The sequence below is a fragment of the Paenibacillus sp. Y660 genome (assembly GCF_057221575.1).
This window is the reverse complement of the sequence record NZ_JBXBBJ010000008.1, coordinates 91,872-110,726: the sequence shown is the minus strand read 5'-3', so window position 1 is coordinate 110,726 and position 18,855 is coordinate 91,872. Positions and strand designations below refer to the sequence as shown.

General features: G+C 49.1%; 22 protein-coding genes. All 22 read right to left on the bottom strand.

Annotation, left to right across the window (positions count from 1 at the left end; translation table 11 throughout):
- Positions 1 to 16 precede the first annotated feature (16 nt).
- Complete coding sequence (nuoH, locus tag AC2TDN_RS12110) at positions 17 to 1,033, bottom strand: NADH-quinone oxidoreductase subunit NuoH (RefSeq protein ID WP_484688163.1); 1,017 nt, start codon at positions 1,031 to 1,033, stop codon at positions 17 to 19.
- Positions 1,033 to 2,133, bottom strand: a complete 1,101-nt coding sequence (locus AC2TDN_RS12105) for an NADH-quinone oxidoreductase subunit D (RefSeq protein ID WP_484688162.1) — start codon at positions 2,131 to 2,133, stop codon at positions 1,033 to 1,035. The genes nuoH and AC2TDN_RS12105 overlap by 1 nt, the downstream gene beginning before the upstream one ends.
- A gap of 7 nt (positions 2,134 to 2,140) precedes the next feature.
- A complete protein-coding gene (locus AC2TDN_RS12100) occupies positions 2,141 to 2,791 on the bottom strand; it encodes an NADH-quinone oxidoreductase subunit C (RefSeq protein WP_484688161.1) in 651 nt (216 codons plus the stop codon).
- Positions 2,788 to 3,306: a NuoB/complex I 20 kDa subunit family protein gene (locus AC2TDN_RS12095; RefSeq protein ID WP_169084508.1), complete on the bottom strand. Its 519-nt coding sequence runs from the start codon at positions 3,304 to 3,306 to the stop codon at positions 2,788 to 2,790. Before AC2TDN_RS12095 ends, AC2TDN_RS12100 begins: the two co-directional genes overlap by 4 nt.
- Positions 3,291 to 3,662, bottom strand: a complete 372-nt coding sequence (locus AC2TDN_RS12090; RefSeq protein ID WP_053377574.1) for an NADH-quinone oxidoreductase subunit A — start codon at positions 3,660 to 3,662, stop codon at positions 3,291 to 3,293. The genes AC2TDN_RS12095 and AC2TDN_RS12090 overlap by 16 nt, the downstream gene beginning before the upstream one ends.
- A gap of 98 nt (positions 3,663 to 3,760) precedes the next feature.
- Positions 3,761 to 4,984, bottom strand: a complete 1,224-nt coding sequence (locus AC2TDN_RS12085) for a GerAB/ArcD/ProY family transporter (RefSeq protein WP_484688160.1) — start codon at positions 4,982 to 4,984, stop codon at positions 3,761 to 3,763.
- Positions 4,981 to 5,130, bottom strand: a complete 150-nt coding sequence (locus tag AC2TDN_RS12080; protein WP_482068178.1) for a hypothetical protein — start codon at positions 5,128 to 5,130, stop codon at positions 4,981 to 4,983. The genes AC2TDN_RS12085 and AC2TDN_RS12080 overlap by 4 nt, the downstream gene beginning before the upstream one ends.
- A gap of 111 nt (positions 5,131 to 5,241) precedes the next feature.
- Entirely contained in the window at positions 5,242 to 6,492 is a 1,251-nt protein-coding gene (locus AC2TDN_RS12075) for a Ger(x)C family spore germination protein (RefSeq protein ID WP_484688159.1), read from the bottom strand.
- The gene (locus AC2TDN_RS12070) at positions 6,489 to 8,102 is read right to left on the bottom strand and encodes a spore germination protein (RefSeq protein WP_484688158.1); all 1,614 of its coding nucleotides are present in this window, start codon (positions 8,100 to 8,102) and stop codon (positions 6,489 to 6,491) included. Before AC2TDN_RS12070 ends, AC2TDN_RS12075 begins: the two co-directional genes overlap by 4 nt.
- A gap of 238 nt (positions 8,103 to 8,340) precedes the next feature.
- Positions 8,341 to 8,739, bottom strand: coding sequence for a F0F1 ATP synthase subunit epsilon (locus AC2TDN_RS12065; RefSeq protein ID WP_484688157.1), 399 nt, complete (start codon positions 8,737 to 8,739; stop codon positions 8,341 to 8,343).
- Between the two features lie 24 nt (positions 8,740 to 8,763).
- Complete coding sequence (atpD, locus tag AC2TDN_RS12060; RefSeq protein WP_065386960.1) at positions 8,764 to 10,167, bottom strand: F0F1 ATP synthase subunit beta; 1,404 nt, start codon at positions 10,165 to 10,167, stop codon at positions 8,764 to 8,766.
- Between the two features lie 78 nt (positions 10,168 to 10,245).
- The gene (gene atpG, locus AC2TDN_RS12055; RefSeq protein ID WP_482068174.1) at positions 10,246 to 11,106 is read right to left on the bottom strand and encodes an ATP synthase F1 subunit gamma; all 861 of its coding nucleotides are present in this window, start codon (positions 11,104 to 11,106) and stop codon (positions 10,246 to 10,248) included.
- 118 nt (positions 11,107 to 11,224) lie between these two features.
- Positions 11,225 to 12,739: a F0F1 ATP synthase subunit alpha gene (atpA, locus tag AC2TDN_RS12050; protein WP_482068173.1), complete on the bottom strand. Its 1,515-nt coding sequence runs from the start codon at positions 12,737 to 12,739 to the stop codon at positions 11,225 to 11,227.
- Positions 12,740 to 12,764: 25 nt separating this feature from the next.
- Positions 12,765 to 13,304, bottom strand: a complete 540-nt coding sequence (locus tag AC2TDN_RS12045; protein WP_482068172.1) for a F0F1 ATP synthase subunit delta — start codon at positions 13,302 to 13,304, stop codon at positions 12,765 to 12,767.
- Positions 13,301 to 13,783 (bottom strand): F0F1 ATP synthase subunit B, encoded by a 483-nt coding sequence (gene atpF / locus AC2TDN_RS12040; protein ID WP_484688156.1) that lies wholly within the window; start codon positions 13,781 to 13,783, stop codon positions 13,301 to 13,303. Before atpF ends, AC2TDN_RS12045 begins: the two co-directional genes overlap by 4 nt.
- 85 nt (positions 13,784 to 13,868) lie before the next feature.
- Positions 13,869 to 14,084 (bottom strand): F0F1 ATP synthase subunit C, encoded by a 216-nt coding sequence (gene atpE, locus AC2TDN_RS12035; RefSeq protein WP_053373757.1) that lies wholly within the window; start codon positions 14,082 to 14,084, stop codon positions 13,869 to 13,871.
- Positions 14,085 to 14,167: 83 nt separating this feature from the next.
- Positions 14,168 to 14,917, bottom strand: coding sequence for a F0F1 ATP synthase subunit A (gene atpB, locus AC2TDN_RS12030; RefSeq protein ID WP_484688155.1), 750 nt, complete (start codon positions 14,915 to 14,917; stop codon positions 14,168 to 14,170).
- Between the two features lie 9 nt (positions 14,918 to 14,926).
- A complete protein-coding gene (locus AC2TDN_RS12025) occupies positions 14,927 to 15,307 on the bottom strand; it encodes an ATP synthase subunit I (protein WP_484688154.1) in 381 nt (126 codons plus the stop codon).
- Positions 15,300 to 15,533, bottom strand: a complete 234-nt coding sequence (locus tag AC2TDN_RS12020) for an AtpZ/AtpI family protein (protein ID WP_484688153.1) — start codon at positions 15,531 to 15,533, stop codon at positions 15,300 to 15,302. The genes AC2TDN_RS12025 and AC2TDN_RS12020 overlap by 8 nt, the downstream gene beginning before the upstream one ends.
- A gap of 190 nt (positions 15,534 to 15,723) precedes the next feature.
- On the bottom strand, positions 15,724 to 16,872 hold the full coding sequence (wecB, locus tag AC2TDN_RS12015) for a non-hydrolyzing UDP-N-acetylglucosamine 2-epimerase (RefSeq protein WP_482068167.1): 1,149 nt from the start codon (positions 16,870 to 16,872) through the stop codon (positions 15,724 to 15,726).
- 37 nt (positions 16,873 to 16,909) lie between these two features.
- Positions 16,910 to 17,539, bottom strand: a complete 630-nt coding sequence (gene upp, locus AC2TDN_RS12010) for a uracil phosphoribosyltransferase (protein ID WP_482068166.1) — start codon at positions 17,537 to 17,539, stop codon at positions 16,910 to 16,912.
- 156 nt (positions 17,540 to 17,695) lie between these two features.
- Positions 17,696 to 18,787: a glycine-rich domain-containing protein gene (locus tag AC2TDN_RS12005; protein WP_484688152.1), complete on the bottom strand. Its 1,092-nt coding sequence runs from the start codon at positions 18,785 to 18,787 to the stop codon at positions 17,696 to 17,698.
- Between the last annotated feature and the right edge of the window lie 68 nt (positions 18,788 to 18,855).

Here is an 18,855-nt window from a genome sequence, read left to right as displayed (position 1 = left end):
TTCCATCTCCCCTTAGCTAGTTCTTAATAAATAGCTCCAAATAAACAGCCGTCAGAAATACGTTGAGCAGCGAGATCGGAAGCAGCACCTTCCAGCCGAGCCCCATAAGCTGATCCACGCGAATGCGCGGCAGCGTGGCGCGAATCCAAAATAAGAAAAACACGATAAACGCAAATTTGAGCAGAAACCAGATGATGCCTGGCACAAAATCAAGAAATGGCGCCGGCGCATGCCACCCGCCAAGAAACAGGACAGTCGTTAATGCTGCAATCGCATATACGTACACATATTCCGAAAGCATAAAAAACGCGAAACGGAAGCCGCTGTATTCGACATGATAGCCTGCAACAAGCTCCGATTCCGCCTCTGGCAGATCGAAGGGCGTGCGATTGAGCTCGGAGACCGCAGCAATAATGAATATGACGAAGCCGATAATTTGGGGCAGGAAATTCCAGTCCCAGAACCAGCCGCCATCCTGAGCGGCTACAATATCGCGTAAATTCAGACTGCCGCTGAGCAAAATAACGCCGACTACCGAAATAACAAGCGGTACTTCATAGCTTATCATCTGCGCAGCCGAGCGCATACCCCCAAGGAGGGCGTACTTATTATTGGAAGCCCATCCGCCAAGTACGATAGCGAGCGTCGAGATGCCCGACAACGCTACATAATAGAGAAGGCCGACATTCAAATCTGCGAAATATAGATTTTGCGTATAAGGGAGTACGGCTAGTACAGAGAAAGCCGGAATATACGCCAGTGCAGGCGCGATAATGAACAATACCCTGTCTGCCTTGCGCGGAATCGTATCTTCCTTAATAAGCAATTTGAAAATATCTGCCACTGTCTGCAGCAGCCCAAACGGACCGACTCGATTGGGTCCGATGCGAAGCTGCATCCAGCCGATTACCTTGCGCTCGAAATAAATGGCATACGTTACGAAGCCAAGCACGATGAACAGGAATACGACCGCCCAAAGAAACAGTACAAGCGCATTTCCCCACGTAAGTGATTGGTTAAGCCAAGACTGCATCAGCAATCGACCTCCCCGACAACAATATCGATGCCGCCCAGTATCGTAATGAGATTCGTCATCGTTTCTCCTACGAGCAGCTTCGGCAGTATTTGCAAATTGACGAATGAAGGCCGCCGAAACTTGAGCCGGTACGGCTCGGCTTTGCCTTTGGATACGATGTGGCAGCCGATCTCGCCGCGCGGCGATTCAATTCGCACGTAGACCTCACCAGCGGGCGGCCGAATAGCACGCGGCACCTTGCCCATCGTCACTCCATCACTTGGAAACTGCTCCAGCGCCTGCTTCAGAATGCGCAGGCTTTGGCGGATTTCTTCCAGCCGAATCCGATAGCGGTCATAGCAATCGCCGGTAGTGCCTACCGGCACGTTAAATTCAAACTGGCTATATAAGCTATAGGGCTCTGCTTTGCGAATATCGAAGTCTACTCCCGTACAGCGCAAATTAGCTCCCGTTAAGCCGTAATCGATTGCTGTAGCAGCATCGTATTGTCCGACCCCTTTGATGCGGGCAAGAAAAATTTCATTGCCGCTGACCAGCTTATCGTATTCCTGCAGCTTATTCTCCATATACGGAATAAAGTCGCGCACTTTATCCATCCAGCCTGGAGGGGCATCCCACTTCACGCCGCCGACCCTCATATAATTATAGGTTAATCTTGCGCCGCATAGCTCGTTGAACAGGTCGATAATGATCTCCCTGTCGCGGAAGGCGTATAGAAAAGGGCTCATGGCGCCAATATCAAGCAGGTAGGTTCCCCACCAGACAAGGTGGCTTGCTACGCGCTGCAGCTCCATGACAATCAGCCGAAGATATTCCGCCCGCTGCGGAACCTCAAGCCCCATCATCGTCTCGACAGCATGCACAAGCACATAATTGTTCGTCATCGCCGATACGTAATCCATGCGATCCGTATAAGGAATAATTTGCGTAAAATTCAAATTCTCCGCGATCTTCTCGGTGCCTCGATGCAAGTAGCCCATAACAGGCGTCGCCTCGGTAATGACTTCTCCGTCAAGCTTAACGATAATTCGGAATACGCCATGTGTGCTTGGGTGCTGTGGACCAACATTCAAGAGCAGTTCTTCTGTACGGATCAAGGGCTGCCTACACCTCCGAGTCTAACGGTTCATAATCTTTGCGCAGCGGATGCCCCACCCAATCATCGGGCATCATGATGCGCCGCAAATCGGGATGCCCGGGAAAATCGACGCCAAGCAGATCATAGATTTCGCGTTCGTTCCAATTCGCTGTCGCCCATACCGGTGTCGCGGAATATACGGCTGCTGCTTCGCGGTCTGCCTTAATCTTAATGGCGACCTCTCTCTTACTGCCAAGCGAGGCCATATGATAAACGACTTCCATATGCGTTTCATAATCGACGCCGGACACATTGCGCAAATAATTAAACTGCAGCTGTTCATGCTCCTTTAGCAGCCGTGCAGCCTCGCGCCAATTTGAATTGCTTACGATAATCATCGGCATATCGCCATTTAACTCATTCACATAAGCATCCTCGACCGCCGCCTCTGCGATCCCTTGCTTCAATAGCGCAACGATTGCATCCAGCTCCGGCTGCCGCGGAGACGGCGGCTTGGGCGCTTCCGGTGCAGCTTCGGCTGCCTCCGCATCCGCCTTCGCCGCTGCCCTAGCGGCTCGCGCTTCAGCCGCTGCTTTCAGCTTTGCCTCACGCTCTGCGTCAACGGGCGGCGAATCAACCTGCGATTTCTCCTCGTTGTTGTTTGGCTCCTCGCTCATCGACCGGTCACCCGCTTCCCGGTTTTCGCCTCGTAGCGGATCTTCTCCTGCAGCTTATTAATGCCATAGATAAGCGCAGCCGGGTTAGGCGGACAGCCAGGGATATACACATCAACAGGCACGATTTGATCGACGCCTTTGATCACCGAGTATGATTTAATATAGGGCCCGCCTGCTGTAGCGCATGAGCCCATCGCGATAACCCACTTCGGCTCCGGCATCTGATCGTACAGCCTCCTAAGGAGCGGTCCCATCTTCTTGGTGACCGTGCCGGCCACGATCATAACGTCCGATTGGCGCGGAGAGGTACGGAACATGACGCCAAAGCGATCCAAATCATAATGGGAAGCGCCCGTACCCATCATTTCGATGGCACAGCACGCCAGCCCGAACGTCAGCGGCCATAATGAATTGCTCCTGGCCCATGCCTTCAATTGCTCTAAGGTGCCCATAAATACGTTGCGTTCAAGCTCTTTGCGTTCCTCTATCGAAATTGACTCTAAACTGAATTCCATTTCAGCACCTTCTTTTTCCAGGCATATAGAAGACCAATAAACAGCATTCCCGCAAAAATCAACATTTCGACTAGCACAAATAAGCCGAGCTTATTGTATGCAACGGCCCACGGATATAAGAAAACGGTTTCCACATCAAAGATGACAAACATTAGCGCAAACAAATAGTAGCGAATGTTAAAACGAACCTGTCCCTCACCTACCGGCTCATTGCCGCTTTCATAGGTGGTTTGCTTCAGCTCTGTCGGCTTATTCGGTCTAAGCAGTCTTCCAACTGTCAATGCAACGACTGGAAGCAAAATGCCGAGCACGATAAATATAGCCACGACGACATAGTTATTGGCGTAGTTTTCCACACGATCGCCTCCGTCAATTAAATAGATACGGACCGCCTGCGCTTGGTCAATTTTCCTCACAATTATAACAAATGCTTCCACAGCCGTCTATGACGGAGTTAAGCCTGAGCAGGCTCCTTGTCCAATGATTCTCCTGCTTCGCCCGTCTTGTTTGGATTGGCTGACCTATCTCCTCCCTTCGGCTTCACCTCGGGAAAGCTGCCATCGCTGTTATCCCGTTTTCCTCGAATAATTGCAATGACAAGCAGAAGCACCGGCAGAACGAAGCCTTGAAATAAACTGTATAGGGTCCATATTCCCATTGCAAACTCTCTAGCATGAGCAACGTTGCGATAAACCGTTAAGGAGAGAGGAACAATAATAACGGCATAGGGCAGAATCAGTGTCCGGTAGGTAGACAATTTCAGCATTTGGGCGGTAATAACGGTCAGTACGTATACGCAAAGCGCCAGCTTCATAAAGACAGTTCCGATCCACACCATCACCACCAAAATTTCGACACGCACCAATATTTCTTCGATATTGATGTTTTTCGCCATATCGTAAACGGCAAACGGACTTCGACTTGCCTCATCCACCCCCATTACGCCTACTAAAAATACCGTTACGGCAACGCTTATGAACGTAATCAGAACGGCCGACAGCTTTAATGATTTTCTCAGCTTTTTACGATCCTTCTCACGTACAAGCGGAAATATCATCGTCATAAAGACAAATTCCCCAATCGGAGATCCCAATATCGGATAAACACCCTTGAGCGGCCTCTCCCATCCCTCATATAAGAAGGGCTCGAAGTTATGGAAATCAAATTGATTAAATAATGAGAAAGTAACGATAATGATGACGAACATTCCCCAGCCAAACAATATTTCTCCCGTTCGCGCTATCGTCTCTATCCCTAAGTAAACACCGTAGATGACTACAATCATAAACGTGCTGTCAATAAACCACTCCGGTGTAATAGGCAGCACGGAGAGGTTCATGAAATCAGAAATATTGCGAAGAACAAGCGCGCTAAGCAGAAGGAAGAAGAAAATATAAAGCATTGTTACGAGCTTTCCTCCCCAGACCCCCAGCACCCGTTCCGCGTATTGAGCCAGAGATAAGTTTGGAAAACGATCGGCTAGCGCTAAAAGCGCGATCAATATGAAGTAATTGAAAGGGCCCGCCAGCAGCATTGATATCCATCCGTCCTGCTTGGCAATGGCTGTTACAGAGGTTGGCAAAATAAGCGCAGCGCTCCCAAGCGCGAATAAGTACAATATTTTCGCGCATTGGCCGGAAGTGATTTCCGCATTGTTCATGCCAGCGAATTTACTCATTTCGGTTTCATATCCTCCTCAACCCACTGTGTAAACGGCTTAGACATAGGCGAAAAAATGATCGTAATCAAATCTGTTGGATTTGGAATCGGGATGCGGAGCAGCTGAGCTATTATGAGCAGGGTGCCTATCGATAAAATAAACAAGGCCCAGCCTCCCTCTCGGGGACGTCGCTTATCATTGTTTCGTTTCCAAATTACTGCTCCTGCCCCCACCGCAAAAAAGACAACTACAATAGAAACCATCATCCTAATCACTCACTTCACGATAGATTCGCCTCGAACACCCGACCCGTTAATTTTGGTGCTGCAAATCACTTCACTTTTCACATTCGGAAATACCGTCTCCCAGTCTCCCTCTATTCGCTTCCAAATGCTCGGCTTTTGTAAATAAATCTCCTTGCCCCAGCCAATGGCATCGATCTTCAGCTTTTTTTGCAGCTTTCGGATCGTGGCCTCCATCTCATCCTTCACAGCTTCACTCGCCATCGTACCGATCTGATTTAGCACCTGCTCCTCACCTATCCTTACATCCTTGCACATAATCTCTTGTACGCTTCCTGACATCTTAATATTTACTTGAATAACCGGCTTGCCGCTCTCATCAAGCTTGACCCTGTGATTCACCGTAACTCCTTGCACCTCTACAATTAAGTTGCCCTTCGAATTCGGGCATGCCAGCTTAATGACCGTGCCTTGCACTTTATTTTGCAGCCATGATAATCCTCTCGATTCCTTAGGCTTCAAAAAATCGACAAGCTTTCCTTCGCGAAAAACAGCCATCGTTGACAGCTCAGGAATGGCTTTAGCCGGTATATTGTTCACATTTTCATTAGAGTGCCCGAGTGCCTTATTTCCAACGATTCTCATGGATGGAAGGGCAGCCTGCTGCTTTCCTTCCCCATGCAGCCTTGTTATATCATTGACTTGAACAACATAATTCATCGCATATGATGACTGATTGGTCTCTACCATTGCGTGAATCTGGTTGATTGGAATCGACTCCATTTGAGTCGTGAGCTGCAGCAGATCCTCCGCTTTCACACCCCGTGCGAGCAGCACGGAAATATCTGTCCGAATGTCCGGGTTGCGCTCGATTAAATCCACCAAAGGGTAAATCCCTTTCCGCGCTATTTTCTCTCCGATGATCAGCATTTGCGTATGGGAGAAAAAAAGTCTCCTCGACGTCTTGGCCGACATTTTGCGAATCGCTTCAAAGATCGTGTCGCCCGTCTCCGTGAAAGTGGTCACAGCAGTTCCCCCTATTCCGCCTTTGCTTTCGGCGGCTACGTTTTGCGGAAGTACAACTTGAACCGTCAACTGAAGCTTTTGTTTGCCTTTCGGATCTTCATCCACGCCTAACGCCAGCACAACTCCGAGCTTGTCTAAGTAACGCAGATCCCAACAGCCGCTGAGCAAAATCAGCATGCAGGCCGTCCACAACAGAACCGATTTGCGGCATATGCGAATGGCCAAATACAGTCGCTTGTCGCGCTTCCCCCCGTTCATTGCTCAGGCTCCTTCCGATGCTCAGGTTCTATTACTTGCCTCACGACATTATCAACAGCCATCTGTTGCGGGCGATTGCGCATTTTCCAAAGCGGTGCTCGAACGAGCGTATCTTTCATATCTCCTAAGAACATCGGAGCAAATGGTTTGATATAAGGCATGCCGAATGACCTAAGATTGCTTACGTGAAGGATCAGCAGAAGCACAACTAATCCAATGCCATAAAAGCCCAGCGTCGAGGCGGCAAGCAGCAGAAAAAATCGCAGCAGCCTTGCCGAGATTCCAAGACTGTAGGATGGCGATACAAAGCTTGCAATAGCTGTAAAGGACACGACAATTACGACTGCCGGAGATACGATTCCAGCCTCGACCACCGATTGGCCGATAACGAGACCGCCTACGATGGAGATCGTGTTCCCTGCGGCGCTCGGCATTCGCACGACGGCTTCCCGCAAAATTTCAAATACCAATTCCATAATAAAAGCTTCCAAATAAGCCGGGAAAGGTACGCCCTCCCGCTGTGCCGCCAGCTTCAGCAGCAGTTGCGTCGGAATCATTTCCTGATGATAGCCGACGATAGCCACATAAATCGATGGCATGAGAAGCGCGATCAGGAAAGAAATGAAACGAAGCATCCGCAGAAAGGTCGCAATATCATATCGCTGGTAATAATCCTCAGAGGCCTGAAAAAACATGTTAAGTATGGCAGGCACAACTAACACAAAAGGAGTTCCATCAACCATGATGGCTATTCGCCCTTCAAGCAGGTTGCCAGCAACCGCGTCCGGCCGCTCAACGCTCAAGGCGGTTGGAAACGGCGTCCACATCTGATCGGCAATCAGCTCTTCGATATAGCCTGATTCTAATATGCCGTCTATACGGATCGACTCTAGCCGCTCTCTTAGATCCTTAAGTACATTTTCATCCGCCAACCCTTTGACGTACATAATGCATACAGGCGTTTGCGAAATTTCACCAATCGTCCACTGCTCCATCCATAGCTTGGGGCTTCGTATCTTCCTGCGAATCATAGAGGTGTTGATTCGAATGGACTCAGTAAAACCTTCCCTCGGGCCACGAATAGCCATTTCGGTTTTTGGCTCTTCTACACCGCGTCTTGCCCCGCCGACTACATTAGTACCTATCGCAAAGCTGGCTCCTTCTATGATTATGATGCAATAGCCCAAAAACAGCTTTTGAAACAACAGCTTCCAGTCGCAGATATCGTTAATAATGCCCGTTGCCAACTGATTGCTCTTCATGTATTCGAGTACATCATCGGGCTGTATGATCTCTTCATGAGGAAATCTATGTTTATGCAGAGGCTGTATAACAAACTCGTTCATCCGCTCATCATCAATCATTCCCTGCACATAAACAATGAGCGCTTTCGTTTGTCCGATTTCGTTCAGCAGCAGCTCTCGAAAAATAATATCCTGGCTCTCTCCCAGCTCGCGCTTGATTGCCTCCATATTTCGCTCCAGCGAAGTGAAAAGGGGCTTGTCCGAAAACAGGTCAAGCTGCTCATGCTCATGCTTCTCAGCCCGAGCTAGTTTCTTGTTGGCTTTCTTGCCAGCTTTGCCTCTGCCGCTCATAGAAGTTCCGAACATTTGCCCCACTCCTCCCTCGCATAAGCATAAGATTCTGTCTTAGGATAACTATTCCATGGCATAATTATGTACTCAAGCGTAAAAGGCTGTAGATGCCCGTCATTAAGCACATGCTGGTTGGACATATCATTTTGGTGAAATCATAAAAAATCATTTCCAGATGGGCCAGATGACTTTAACAAAATAAAAAAAGCACCGTCACGCCTCAGCGGCGCAAACGGTGCTTCTCGGGTATAGCTTATTTTTGCTTGATGTTCAGACGATTCATTGCACGCTGCAAAGCAAGCTCTGCGCGGCGGAAATCGACCTGATCCTGCTTAGCGGCAAGACGCTGCTGGGCACGCTGTTTAGCGGCTTCAGCACGTTCAATGTTAATATCGATTGCAAGCTCAGCGCTCTCGGCAAGAATAACGATCTTATCCTTGCGTACCTCGATAAAGCCTCCATTAACCGCTATAACATCAACTGAATTGCCACGTTTGATGGTGACAGGCGCGATACGAAGCGGCGTTACGAGCGGAATGTGGTTTGGCAATATGCCAAGCTCACCTTCAACGCCTGATACGCTAACCATATTCGCAATTTCTGCATACACCTTGCGTTCAGGTGTTACGATCTCTACCAAAAACGAACTCATGTGGATTCCTCCCGCCTTTCGCTATTAAAGCGTTTTGGCTTTCTCCACGGCTTCTTCAATCACACCAACATATCGGAAAGATTCTTCCGGAAGGTCGTCATGTTTGCCCTCGAGAATTTCTTTAAAACTGCGAACGGATTCTTTAACAGGTACGTATTTACCTTTAATACCTGTGAACGGCTCAGCAACGTGGAACGGTTGAGATAGGAAGAGTTGAATTTTACGTGCGCGAGACACAGTCAATTTATCTTCTTCGCTAAGCTCGTCCATACCAAGGATTGCGATAATATCTTGAAGCTCTTTGTAGCGCTGAAGAATCTTCTTAACGCCTTGAGCCACGTTGTAGTGCTCTTCACCCAAAACAGATGGGCTAAGGATACGGGAAGACGAAGCGAGTGGATCAACCGCTGGGAAGATACCCATTTCGGAGATTTTACGCTCAAGGTTCGTCGTTGCATCCAAGTGGGCAAATGTCGTTGCAGGAGCCGGATCCGTATAGTCATCGGCAGGTACGTAGATCGCTTGGATCGAAGTAACCGAACCTTTTTTCGTAGACGTGATACGCTCTTGCAATTGACCCATTTCAGTTGCCAGCGTTGGCTGGTAACCTACCGCGGAAGGCATACGGCCTAGAAGGGCCGAAACCTCGGAGCCTGCTTGCGTGAAACGGAAGATGTTATCGACGAACAATAGAACGTCTTTGCCTTCTTCGTCACGGAAATATTCAGCCATTGTCAGACCAGTCAAAGCAACGCGTTGACGTGCGCCTGGCGGCTCGTTCATTTGTCCGAATACCATCGCTGTTTTGCTAAGTACGCCGGAGTCTTTCATCTCGTGGTAAAGGTCATTACCTTCACGAGTACGCTCACCAACACCCGCGAATACGGAAATACCGCCGTGCTCTTGTGCGATGTTGTTGATAAGCTCTTGGATCGTAACCGTTTTACCTACGCCCGCGCCGCCGAAGAGGCCGATTTTACCGCCTTTTGCGTAGGGTGCGAGAAGGTCGATTACTTTAATGCCTGTTTCAAGAATTTCCGCTTGCGTGGATAATTGGTCGAAAGCAGGTGCTTCACGGTGAATCGGAAGGTTGATTGGCGATGTAACAACGCCAGCTTCGTCAATTGGCTCACCAAGTACGTTGAATACACGGCCAAGTGTTGGAGCGCCAACCGGAATAGTAATTGGTGCGCCTGTATCAACAGCAATCATACCGCGTACAAGACCGTCTGTTGTACTCATAGCTACGGCACGTACCTTATTGTCACCGAGGTGAACAGCTACTTCAAGCGTCAAGTTAATGTCAATGCCGCCTGCTTCGCCCTTTTGCTCGATTTTGACAGCGTTCAAAATTTCCGGCAAATTGCCGCGTTCGAACTCTAAGTCTACGACCGGACCCATGACGGATACTACGTGTCCTTTTTTCATGGTTTTCCCTCCTGGTTCCTTCTTGTTACCGCAAGCCGGTTCGCTTATCACAAGCGACCAGCTCTTGCAGTATATCGATTACGATTGAGCATTTGCCCCTGCAACGATCTCGGAAATCTCCTGCGTAATCGCTGCTTGACGCGCTCTGTTGTAAGTGAGCGTCAATTGGTTGATGATCTTCGTTGCATTTTTCGTTGCGCTTCCCATGGCAGTCATACGAGCGCCGAACTCACTTGCTTTACCGTCAAGAACTGCGCTGTAGATAAGCGTTTCTGCGTATTTAGGCAGCAGTACTTCAAGTACGCCCTCTGGAGACGGCTCGTATTCATACGAGGTGACAGCTGTGTTTCCGCCCACTTCTTCAAGCGGCAGCAAACGTACATCTGTCGGTATTTGCGTAATCGCGTTAACGAATTCGTTATAGTACAAGTATAGCTCGTCATAAGCGCCTTCCGAGAAGTTCTTAACTGCGGAATAAGCGACCGATTTGATGTCAGCGAAAGAAGGAGCATCTGGCAAGCCAGTTACTTCCTCAACGATTGGCATGCTGCGGCGGCGGAAATAATCGCGACCCTTACGTCCGATAACGAATAACACGTATTCATCAGTCGACTTATGCTTTTCACGAATGGTTTGCGTTACTTTACGAAGAATATTCGCGTTGTAGCCGCCAGCGAGGCCGCGGTCGGAAGTAATAACGAGATAACCCGTTTTCTTCACCGGACGCGTCTCCAGCATCGGATGCTTCACATCCTTGGTGCCGGCTGCGATGCTTGCTACAACTTCCTTCAGCTTCTCAGCATATGGACGTGCTGCTTGCGCAGCTTCCTGTGCCTTTCTTAGGCGGGAAGCGGCAACCATCTCCATCGCTTTCGTAATCTGCTTCGTATTTTGTTTACTTTTGATTTCGCGTTTAATATCGCGCATACCTTTTGCCATTTGGTTTCACCCGCCTTTGTTGCTTTGGAGCTGCTCCAAAGCCTGGTGTTGGTGGAGTAAGCGGTCTAAGCCCGGACATCAAGAACGGGCGAAGACCTGTATTGAAGGATGAAGAGATTTAAGCCGTTACAGCGAAGCTCTTCTTGAATTTATTGATAGCTTCAACGAGAGCTTTCTCGTTGTCAGCAACGATGTCTTTTGTATCGCGAATCGATTGGCCGATTTCAGGACTGTTCGAATCCAAATACGCGTGGAACTCTTTCTCGAAGCGAAGGATATCGCCAACCGGAATCTCATCCAAGTGACCTTTAACCGCAGAGTAGATCGAGATAACTTGCTTCTCAACCGGCATCGGCTTGTTAACGTCTTGTTTAAGAATTTCCATCGTGCGAGCACCGCGGTTAAGGCGGGCAAGCGTCGATTTGTCGAGGTCAGATCCGAACTGCGAGAACGCTTGAAGCTCGCGGTAAGCCGCAAGATCAAGACGGAGCGTACCAGCAACCTTCTTCATCGCTTTAATTTGTGCGGAACCACCTACACGGGATACGGAGATACCAACGTTAACCGCTGGACGTTGACCCGAATAGAATAGATCTGCTTCTAGGAAGATTTGACCGTCAGTGATCGAGATAACATTCGTAGGAATGTATGCCGATACGTCGGATGCTTGCGTCTCAATGAATGGCAATGCCGTCATCGAACCGCCGCCTCTTGCATCGCTAAGTTTTGCAGCGCGCTCAAGCAAACGGGAGTGAAGATAGAATACGTCACCTGGGTAAGCTTCACGACCCGGTGGACGGCGAAGCAAGAGCGAAAGCTCACGATAAGCTGCTGCTTGTTTCGATAGATCATCATAAATAACGAGAACGTGCTCGCCTTTGTACATGAAGTACTCGCCCATTGTACAGCCTGCATAAGGAGCTAGGAAGAGCAAAGGAGCTGGCTCGGAAGCACCTGCAGTAACGATGATTGTGTAATCAAGCGCACCGTGGCGACGAAGCGTTTCAACTACGTTAGCTACAGTGGATTGTTTTTGTCCAACGGCAACATAGATACATTTTACGCCATTGCCTTTTTGGTTGATGATTGCATCGATTGCAATCGCTGTTTTACCTGTTTGACGGTCACCGATGATAAGCTCACGTTGACCGCGGCCTACTGGTACCATCGCATCGATTGCTTTAATTCCCGTTTGCATAGGCTCATGAACCGATTTACGGTCGATAACGCCTGGCGCTGGGGATTCAATCGCACGGAATTGAGTCGTATTGATTGGTCCTTTGCCGTCAAGCGGCTGACCAAGCGGGTTTACTACGCGGCCAAGAAGCTCTTCGCCGACAGGTACTTCCATGATACGGCCAGTACGTTTAACTTGATCGCCTTCACGAATATCCGTGTATGGTCCAAGAATAACGACACCGACATTGCTTTCTTCCAAGTTCAAAGCCATACCGACAACACCGTTGGAGAATTCGAGCAGTTCACCCTGCATCGCATTTTCCAAGCCGTGTACGCGGGCGATACCGTCACCGACATTGATTACGGTGCCGACGTCTACGACTTGAATTTCGGATTTATATTGTTCGATCTGTTGTTTAATCAGCGTGCTGATTTCATCAGGTCTGATACTCAATTCGTTCACCCCTATCTACAGTGCATTAGATTTTAAACGATTTTTGTAAACGTTCCAGCTTGCCGGACAGGCTGCCATCATATAGACGATCGCCGATGCGCACTTGTACGCCGCCGAGCAAAGCAGGCTCTACCACTTGCTGTGCAATAATAGTTTTGCCGGTCAACTGTCCGAACTGCGCCGCTACACCAGCAAGCTCGTCATCAGACAAAGCTTTGGCGGAATAAACCGTCGCATGCGCTTGACCAAGCGAATCTCCCGCAACCTTGGTGTATGCTGCATATACATCAGCAATAACATCCTGGCGACGACGAGTGATTAGAATTTGTACGGTATTGAAAACGAGCGCAGATACACGATCGCCGAATGCTGCTTTTAGAACCGCAATTTTGCTTTCTGGATCAATGCTCGGAAGCGATAGAAACTTTTGAATGTCAGCGTCCTGTTCAAGAGCTTGCACGATCAGCTTAAGCTGTCCCTCTACCTCTGAAACAACCTGCTGCTTCTCAGCAACCTCGAACAGTGCTTTAGCGTAGCGCTTCGCTACGACTGCATCGCGGCTCATTTATTTCCAACTTCTTTCAAATATTGACCAACCAGCTGCTCTTGCGATTTTTCATCCACTTGCTTCTCAATAATTTTCGACGCGATTTTCACGGAAATGCCGCCAACTTCTGTACGAAGCGCCGCAATTGCTTTGTTTTTCTCGCTTTCGATATCTTTGAGAGCATCGTCTTTCAGACGGGATGCTTCCGATTTTGCAGTTTGAACGATCTCTTCCGCTTGCTTAGAGCTCGTAGTTCTCGATTGTTCGATAATTTCGTAAGCTTCCTTGCGAGCTTGCTGGAGTGCAGCCTTTTGCTCTTCCATCTGCTGCTCGGCCGCTTTCCGGCTGCTCTCAGCCGTATTCATTTGTTCAAGCACAAGCTGTCTGCGCTTCTCCATTACTTCGAACAATGGACCGAACGCATATCTACTCAGCAACCAATACAAAATCCCGAAGGCAAGAATTGCATATACTGTCGATTCCCAATGCCATGCCATAGATGCCACTCCTTTCTCACCACAATATTGTCTTAATCAAAACGAAGGCGAAGAGGGCTAAGGCCTTCCCCGCCAGTTGCAGTTATTAAGCTTGGAAGAAAGCCAAGAAACCGATAACTACGCCGATGATAGGCACAACCTCGACGATACCTACACCGATAAACATAGTTGTTTGAAGCTTGCCTTGAAGCTCAGGCTGACGAGCGATACCTTCAACTGTTTTACTAACGATCATACCGTTACCTACGCCTGCGCCAACTGCACCCAAACCTACTGCCAAAGCTGCTGCTAATAATTCCATTTTTAAAATCCTCCTCGAAAATTGTTGTTTTTTGTATAACCAACCGCGGTATTTCTTAAATAAACCGAGGCATAAAGCGTAAATTAATGTTCTTCATCGTGGATGGCAGCTTGCGAAATATATACCATCGTCAGAATCGTGAACAAGAAAGCCTGAATACCGCCTACAAAAAGACTGAAGCCCTGCCATGCAACAAGGAACGGCGTACCTACCCAACCCATCATTAGAATCGTTGCGATAAGTACCTCACCCGCATAAATGTTAGCGAACAACCGAAGTGCCAGCGTTACCGGCTTAGAGATTGTTTCGATTATGTTCACGGGGAAGAAAACAGGAAACGGATGGAAGTAATGCTTTAGGTAGTGCTTAGTGTTCAATTTCAATCCAAGGAAATGGACGATTACGAATACAATAAGCGCTAGTCCCGCAGTTACTGAAATATCAGCCGTTGGGGATTTCCACCATGCCAATTCAGCATGATTTGCAACCATTTCTTCTGTAACGCCAAGCCAAGAAATAGCGTGATGAGGTACAGTTACGATACCGAAAGGCAAACCTAACAGGTTTGAAATAAAGATGAACATAATGAGTGTCATCCCTAATGACAAGAAAGGCTTAACCCGATTTAACGGCATTGTGCTTGAAATAAAGTTGTGTACGAAATCAACGACCCATTCCAAAAAGTTCTGCATCTTCGAAGGGTTGTCCACCGAAAGGTTGCGAACAGCCAGCTTGGCAATCAAGAATGTCACAATGACTGAAACCGTAATGGCAATAAAACTCGAAATGTCAATGCTAAGCGGCCCGAGCTGCCATATGGGAAATTCATGCATCTAAAATTTTCACCCCTTTCCGCTAAGATGTCGTTTATTGTGGATATATGCTGCTACCAAAAGAACAAACGGCATGACCATGCAGCCAGCTAAAGCGGCTGGCATGCTGAGATCCTCCGGAAAGCGATAAGCGATCATGGCTACCAGCAGCACGGTTGCGATGCGGTTTCCAAGACCAAGACCTCTCTTACGCGGTCCTACCCCCGCTGCTCCTAGGGTGACCATTTCCACTCTTCGTCTCAGTAAAAACGCATTCATGGAACCTGCTGCCAATCCCACAAGAAGGCCGAGAGACACCGTACGCCATTCCGGAAGGAAAGCCCATACAATTAGGCATACCGCCATTGCATAAACAAGCGTACGTAAGGCTGTCCTCATAATGTTATCCATCGGGTTCCTCCATAACCTTCTTAACGAGCAGAATGGCTGAGAGTAGACCGACAGCCAGACCGACCAGTATGCCACCGAGCGACCATCCCTTTACGTCACCAAAACGGTAACCGAGGGACGAGCCGATCCAATAGCCTAAAAAGATACATACAGCGACTTGCACTCCGAGTGCGCCAACTAGTCCGGCTGCAAACAGCGGATTGTCCCTTCTGCCCTTTTTATTCATGGTTCATACCCCTGTCAATCCTCATTTATTTTATCCAAGCGGCGACACGTTTGTCAATTGAATTAACTGCAAACATTTGATGAAAAGATTACCGAAAACCCTTGATACATAAGGTATTGCGAGCCCCGAAAACCGTACAGTACTACTGTATGCTGTACATTCGCCTATCACGCTATCGCCACTGTTCAATCTATGAACGTTGTGTGAACGAATCCGGACGCTGCTTCAGCCTGCCAAAATGATGCAAAATCGCGTCTACAATACGCTCGGATGCACGGCCATCGCCATAAGGATTTGCTGCTTGGCTCATACGGGAGTATAGCTGCGAATCTGTCAACAGCGCACGCGCGCGGCTGTACACAAGCTCCTCGTCCGTACCGACTAATTCAAGCGTACCCGCCTCGATGCCCTCCGGACGCTCTGTCGTATCGCGAAGCACCAAAGTTGGCACCCCGAATGACGGCGCCTCTTCCTGCAAGCCGCCGGAATCTGTCATGATCATATAAGCATGCGGGTAGAAATTGTGGAACTCAAACACGTCAAGCGGATCAATCAAGCGAATGCGCGGGTGATCGCCTAAAATTTCATTCGCAGGCTCTCTTACGGCTGGATTCGGATGTACGGCATAGACGATGACTACATCCTCATGCTCGTCAGCAATCCGCTTAACAGCGCGGAAAATATTCCGATGCGGCTCGCCAAGCGCTTCCCGGCGGTGTGCAGTCATCAGAATCATCCGTTTGCCTTTCGCCCAATCAATGACCGGATGCGAGAAAGACTCGTCCACCGTATATTGAAATACGTCAGTAGCGGTGTTCCCAGTCACATAAATGGCAGCATCCGACTTATTCTCTTTGCGCAAATTGCCTGCCGACCATTCTGTCGGTGCAAAGTGAACATCAGAAAGCACGCCGGCAAGCTGCCGATTCATTTCCTCCGGATACGGAGATAACTTGTTCCAAGTACGAAGCCCCGCCTCGACGTGACCGACTTGTATTTGCTTCAGGAACGCTGCGTAGCTCGCCAGAAAGGTCGTCTGCGTATCGCCGTGAACAAGTACGATATCAGGTTTCGCTTGCGTCAGCACGGGGTCTAGCCCCTCTAGAACGCGCACAGTCGTTTCCGTCAAAGTCTGACGGTCCTTCATGACATTCAAATCGTAGTTCGGATGGATCTCAAAAAAATCGAGAACCTGATCCAGCATTTGGCGATGCTGCGCCGTTACGCATACGATCGATTCGATTTCGTCCTCGCGCTTTTGCAGCTCAAGCACAAGCGGTGCCATCTTGACTGCCTCCGGACGCGTTCCGAAAATGGTCATTACCTTCAGTTTAGACAAAAGCTTCCACTCCTATTATAAATTCATGCGAATAGCATTAATTGGTTCCGAACATGCGGTCTCCAGCGTCGCCTAAGCCAGGAACGATGTAGCCCTTCTCATCCAGTCGCTCATCCAAGGCTGCGATATAAATATCAACATCGGGATGTGCTTCCTGTACGGCCTTTACACCCTCAGGGGCAGCTATCAGACACATTAATTTTATTTGGTCGCAATTATGGTTCTTCAGCGAGGTAATCGCAGCGATCGCCGACCCGCCCGTCGCAAGCATCGGATCGATGACGATAAGCAAACGATTCGGAGCATCCGTCGGCAGGTTAATATAATATTCCTTCGGCTGAAGCGTCTCGTGATCGCGCGCAAGTCCAATATGACCTACCTTTGCAGATGGAATCAGCTTCAATATACCGTCTACCATGCCAAGCCCGGCACGCAAAATGGGCACGAGACCCAGCATTCTTCCGGATACAACCTTGGAATCTGTCTCGGCGACCGGCGTTTGCACCTTGATGGTATCAAGCGGTATTTCTCTCGTTAGTTCGTATGACATTAAAGTAGCTACTTCATCAACCAATTCCCGAAAATCTTTTGTATTCGTTTCTTTATCCCGAATAAAAGTCAGCTTATGCTGAATTAACGGATGGTCGCAAATGATTAGTTTGCTCATGGAGCGGTATTCCTCCCGTTTATTGTTGTAGGCCTTGACACAATCCCGTATATTATAGCACTGTAAACTGTCCGTTGCATCCCGAGTTTTATGATTGTACAAATAAAGGCCGGAGCATCCAAGAAAGGATGCTGCCAGCCTTCGACCTGATCGTTCCTATGAGCTCCCGCAGCCGCCGCCGCAGGAGGAACCTCCTCCTCCACCGCTGTCCCCTCCGCCGCTGCCGCAGGACGAATCGCCTCCTGAGCCGCCATCGCTGCCGCCTGAATGGTCTCTCCCATCATCGGAGGAGCCGCTGCAGACGTATGTGGAACCGCCGCTCCCATTTGCATTGCGTTCCTCCTCATTCTGCTCCTGGTCCATCCGCCCTGCAAAATCAGTTGGATTCGACAGCGAATGATAAATGAGCATGCCCGAAAGCAGCCCAGTTGCTCCAAGAGCAGAATCATAACCATAGCTATTTGAAGAGCGCGAATCCCTGACATATGGAGGCTTGCCGCTGCTAGCTGCCGTAAGCTGCGATTTCGCGCGTTCAATTAAATAGCCGGACGTTGCAGACAAATCAGCGTACCTTGCTGCTGCTTTGACGTTAAACCACTGCAAACGAAGCTCTTCCGGACTCCAATCCGCCAGCTCCTTCAGCTTATGCTCCGGCATTTGCGTTCTATAAAATGCGCCCCAAATTCTACCGCTTGCCGGCGCTTGCTCGAACAGCTCGCCATACACCCAATCGAATAAGGCCCGCTCGCCTGGGTGAGGCGTCACGCCTGCCGCATGAGGCGCGTGGTGTATCATTTCGCCGCAGAAGCGCGTGCAGAACTGCTCATATTCCCTCGTGAACATAAGCATCTCATGCCACACCGCATCAACCTGCCTGCTATACATCGGAACGCTGCGCATAATGCCGCACATCAGAAAGTAACGCTTCAGCTCAAACCATGTCCAGTTCCACTCTTTATCCGTCATCCCCGGAAATTCCTTTAACACCCGATCCTTCACTCGGCTCTCAAAATCCAGGCCCAGCGCCGACTCCAAGCGCTCTGCCGCCGGTCTTGCGGGGTGTCCGTATGGAACGCCCAGAGCTGCCGCTGGCTCCGCATTCGGCCAAGGCGCAAACGTGTTTGTGCGCCCGAAAGATCCCCTGCCGTTTGTACGGCTATTTCGTCTTGAGCTCTTTGATTTATTGATTGCACTTACTGCAATTATTAGAAGCCCCGCAATTACTATAAATATTATAAATTGAGTCATTGTATCCTCCTATGCCAATTCGTCGTATCCATATTTTAACACAAACACTGTCTGCAAGGAGTGGTTTT